This is a genomic window from Candidatus Cloacimonadota bacterium, from assembly GCA_034661015.1.
In the GTDB taxonomy this organism is placed as follows: Bacteria; Cloacimonadota; Cloacimonadia; order JGIOTU-2; family JGIOTU-2; genus JAYEKN01.
In genome coordinates this window covers 1-4,730 of the sequence record JAYEKN010000083.1, presented here as the reverse complement: position 1 = coordinate 4,730, position 4,730 = coordinate 1, and the positions used below count along the sequence as shown (strand labels likewise).

At 36.4% G+C, this 4,730-nt stretch carries 5 protein-coding genes; 3 read left to right on the top strand and 2 right to left on the bottom strand.

What is annotated here, in order from left to right:
- Position 1 precedes the first annotated feature (1 nt).
- Both U9P79_02835 and U9P79_02830 read right to left on the bottom strand, forming a co-directional pair.
- On the bottom strand, positions 2 to 973 hold the full coding sequence (locus U9P79_02835) for a class II fructose-bisphosphate aldolase (protein MEA2103566.1): 972 nt from the start codon (positions 971 to 973) through the stop codon (positions 2 to 4).
- Between the two features lie 29 nt (positions 974 to 1,002).
- Positions 1,003 to 2,106, bottom strand: a complete 1,104-nt coding sequence (locus U9P79_02830; protein ID MEA2103565.1) for a hypothetical protein — start codon at positions 2,104 to 2,106, stop codon at positions 1,003 to 1,005.
- Positions 2,107 to 2,418: 312 nt separating this feature from the next.
- On the opposite strand from U9P79_02830, the gene U9P79_02825 reads away from it, so the two are divergent.
- The 3 genes from U9P79_02825 to U9P79_02815 all read left to right on the top strand — a co-directional run.
- Positions 2,419 to 3,222: a phosphohydrolase gene (locus U9P79_02825; protein MEA2103564.1), complete on the top strand. Its 804-nt coding sequence runs from the start codon at positions 2,419 to 2,421 to the stop codon at positions 3,220 to 3,222.
- 25 nt (positions 3,223 to 3,247) lie between these two features.
- Positions 3,248 to 3,601 (top strand): hypothetical protein, encoded by a 354-nt coding sequence (locus U9P79_02820; protein MEA2103563.1) that lies wholly within the window; start codon positions 3,248 to 3,250, stop codon positions 3,599 to 3,601.
- 365 nt (positions 3,602 to 3,966) lie between these two features.
- Positions 3,967 to 4,730: outer membrane lipoprotein-sorting protein (locus tag U9P79_02815; protein MEA2103562.1), on the top strand; the 764-nt coding region annotated here is incomplete at its 3' end.

Genomic DNA, 4,730 nt, shown 5'->3' with positions numbered 1-4,730 from the left:
TTTATCCCTTCCCTGCGGAACCAAGAACATTAATGTTTTTGTGTTTATACATCTTGATAAGTTCTGCTCGGGCTGGTCCAAGATATTTACGGGGATCAAAAACAGGGGAATTTTTTGCAAGGAATTCTCGAATCATTGCAGTCATTGCCAGACGACCGTCCGAATCAATATTGATTTTGCACACCGCGGATTTGGTAGCTTTTCTTAGCTGATCTTCCGGCACACCGGTTGCACCTTCCATTTTTCCACCATACGCGTTAATTATTTCAACGTATTTGGGAATTACGGAAGAGGAACCGTGCAGCACAATCGGAAATCCGGGAATTCTTTTCTCAACTTCTTCGAGTATATCAAAACGAAGCGGAGGAACTGATTCGCCCGGTTTAACTTTAAACTTGTATGCTCCGTGAGAAGTTCCGATTGAGATGGCAAGAGAATCAACACCGGTTTTTTTTACAAAATCCTCTACATCTTCCGGATTTGTGTAGTGGGATTCTTCAGCGACCACATCGTCTTCTATTCCAGCAAGAACACCAAGTTCACCCTCTACGGTAATGCCGTGTTTGTGAGCATACTCCACAACTTTTTTTGTAAGCTCTACATTTTCATCATAGGGAAGGGATGAGCCGTCAATCATCACAGAAGAAAATCCGCTTTCAATACAACTTACGCATAATTCAAAGCTATCTCCATGATCGAGGTGAAGTGCCACCGGAACAGGTTGGCCCAATGTTTTCATCATTTCAATAGCACCTTGAGCCATATACTGGAGCATTGTTTGATTAGCATATTCTCTGGCTCCTTTTGAAATTTGAAGAATAACGGGCGATCTTGTTTCAACGCAAGCGATCATAATTGCCTGCAATTGTTCCATATTATTGAAATTGTAAGCGGGAATTGCATAGCCGCCTTTAGTGGCTTTTGCTAGCATATCTCTCGTATTTACAAAACCAATTTCAGTATAATGAGTCATAAAACACCTTCTTTCTTTAAAAAATTCACCTATTCTTCATCTTCAGATTCTGCAGGTTTGTCATTTTCATCAGGTTCGGTTGTTTCCTTAGTCTCATCATCTGCTTCTTCATTTTTTTCATCTTCTGCCTCAATATCGGAATCCGGATCTTCATCAATTTTAGGGAAAAATTTCTCTTGGGAGGAAAGATAGATAAATGTTTGAGCAGCTGTCATATAAGTAAAAATATATGCAATGCCGATGGCTGCAACAACGATTAGGAAAATGCTGATAATAAATCCGGGGACAGTGTACCAGCCACCTGCTGATGCCGATGATTGGAGTGAGGGAAAAATATAATTCAAAAAACCAAAATATTTTGGTATTGTGATCTTGGCAAACTCATTACCCATTACAAAATTTGCACCCCAGTTTGTTACTACCACCGCTCCTTTGAGAATATACAGAACAAAAACGGAAGCGATTATTCCAACTATTGCAGAAATAATGCTGGTAACAACAATATAAATCCCGTGATCTTTTACAAAGTGATACAAACTGATAATGCTATCCATCGCAGAATTCTGTTCCACGCCAATAATCACAGCACCAAATTTATCGGCAAACAAAAGAACAACGAGAGTGAGCATCAAAAATACCGAAATCGCAAATGGAATTATATACATAAATGAAAGCCATAATGAACCTACAATCGGAATCGCTCCAATCGCATAGAAAAATAGCTGCCCGAGTGCCATAAGTACAAAAATTACTATCCAGCCGATGACATAAAATAAAAATGTTTTCAGATGTTTCTTCAGAAATTTTCCCACATCTTTCCAGCCTACAAAAATTTCATCATCTACAACTTCTTTGCGGATTGAAAACGAAATACACATACGAGTTATGAAAAAGATAAATGATATGAGGACAATTGCTAAGAGGTTTTGAAAATTGAGCAGAACTTCGGGGGAAGTATAATATACGGGATTCAGAATAAGATGTCCCAAACTTGGTTTGAAAAGGATTATTGCAATGATCGCTGAAATGAGCAGAGCAAATCCTGATAATAACAAACGGTGAAAACGAAATGAATGGTTCCAGGCTTTAAAAATATCCATAAAGCGAAAAACCTTTGCTTCTTTTTCTTCCATAAATTCTCCTATAATTATATTTTTTGATTGATAATATTTTTTCATAAACCAACTTTCTTTGTCAATTATATCCGTAAATTAATTCAAATAATGAACGTAACTCAACCATCCTTGATTGAGAAGGATCTCAATTAAACACAAAATCATTACATATTTTCCGAAATTAATTGACATATGATAACCATTTTTGTTTTGAGAATGTAAAAAATAAATGTCCTGAAATACACATCTGAATTATAGCAATCCGTAAATGTTGAAATAAAATATTTACCATCGCAGATTGTGTGTTTCGCACTAAGAAAGGATTTTATAATGAAAAAATCAAGAATACAAATTAAAATAGAGAAAAAAATTTTATCACTCCTTGCGAACCAACCCAAAGAAGTAGCGGAAATGATTTTTGCGGATGAGGAGATACAAGCCTATCAGGATTATGCAAACGTGGTTTCCATAAAAAGGCTCGGATACAATGATCACGGACCGGTTCACATGTCCAAAGCGGCTCTGAACGCCATCATTATGTTTGATCTGCTTCACAACTCCGGAATCAAAATGAATTTGGAAAAAGAAAAATTGGGTGGCTTGAAAGACAGTAAAATCGCAGTCATTATTTCTACACTACTCCACGATATCGGGATGTCAACCTCACGAGATGTGCATGAATTACTCGGAGCAATCATCGCAGAACCCATTGTAGAAAGGCTTATGCAAACAATTTATCCGAATGATCTCAAAATGAAAACGATAATGAAGTCTATTGTTTTGGAGGGAATCATCGGGCACATGGGGACTCATAAAATAAATTCTATTGAAGCCGGCTTGGTTTTGGTTGGTGATGGTTGCGATATGGAAAAAGGAAGATCACGAATAACAACACTTCTAACCACCACTCCCAGAATTGGTGATATTCATAAATATTCCGCAAACTCGATTGACCACGTCAGAATTTCACAAGGGGACAAAAAGCCAATCAAAATCACGGTAGAAATGAGCCAATCTGTGGGGTTTTTTCAGATTGAAGAGGTTTTATATCCGAAAATTGCATCAAGTCCTATTAAGCCATATATTGAACTTTACGGCGATGTGAAAAACAAAAAAACATTACAATATTTATAATTTTAACAAACTATCAGGAGACGAAATGGAAACCATATTAGCAAAAATGAATTCAAACCCGATTCTTTGGGTAATAGCGGGTGCATTGTTGATTGTGGTCGTAGTGGCAATCGCCAAAAAAATCTGGAAGATTTTCTTAGTAATCATTGTCATTGTTTTGATTTATGTTGGTTATTTGTATTTCACAGGTCAGAAGATTCCTCTTACAAAAGAAGAACTAATTAAGCATAGCACTGAAAAACTCGAGAAAATTAAAGAGAGTAGCAACGAAGTCGTTAAGGATGTAAAAAAAGACATAATTGATGGAACCAAAAAGGAATTTGAAAAAAACAAAAAAGAGTTGATCAAGGAAGCCAAGAAAAAATTAAAGCATAAGTAGTGTGCATCCGTAAAGTAGCCTTTTTAATCACCTTGCGGATGGTTGCTTTTCAACGGGATTTGTTATCCGCAACCTCCGCAATGGTGGTCGTTTACAATTTCAACCATTGCGGAGGTTTTCAACCATCCGCAAGGTTTCAGAGTTCACGGACAGACTCTAAGTAGCCAATATACCTAAAAAAAATCTTGAGTCAATCCGCCAGCTGGCGGATTAACCTAATATTTTCAACAGGATTGCTTTTAAATTTATTCTTTATGAAAAAAAACCGGAGGGAAATTAGTTGCTTTTTTAATTTTGATCTACATTCCCTACAAAATAAATTTTACTATTAAATTAGTAAAAATAAAAAAAAGTATGGTGCAAGAATGAAAACAATAAAAATATTATCTGTAATTCTAATAATCACTTTTGTTATCGCTTTCCAAATAAAACTGACTGCCCAAGAGAAATTAACCGCTTTGCAAATCGTCGAGAATGCGATTAACAAAGTTCAGGGAAACACTTCACAGGGAACTCTTAACATGACAATCATTCGTCCTACTTGGTCGCGGGAAATTAGCATGAAAATCTGGTCAAAAGGCATGGAGTATTATATGATTTACATTTCCTCACCCGCTCGAGACAGGGGACAGGTTTTTCTCAAAAGAGAGGAGGAGATGTGGAACTGGATTCCCACAATCAGCCGTATGGTAAAAATTCCTCCCTCGATGATGATGCAATCTTGGATGGGTTCGGATTTCACCAATAACGATCTGATCAAACTTTCTTCCTTTGTGAAAGATTACAATCATTCCCTTATTGGTTCGGAAGAAATTGATAGTATGGCTTGCTACAAGATAAAATTTGAACCGAAAGAAACCGCCGCTGTTGTCTGGGGAAAAATTGTTATGTGGATTTCCAAAACGGAATTTTATCAATTGAAAATCGAATATTTTGATGAGTATGAAAATCTGGTAAATCGTGAATTATGTTCGAATATTCAGCAAATGGGAGATAGAAAATTACCCGGCAAATTAGTAATGATTCCGGTTCTCAAAAAAGGAAATAAAACAATCTTGGAATATGAAAAAATGGAGTTTAACAAACCTCTCAATGAAAATTTTTTCTCTATCCAGAATATGAAAAGGGT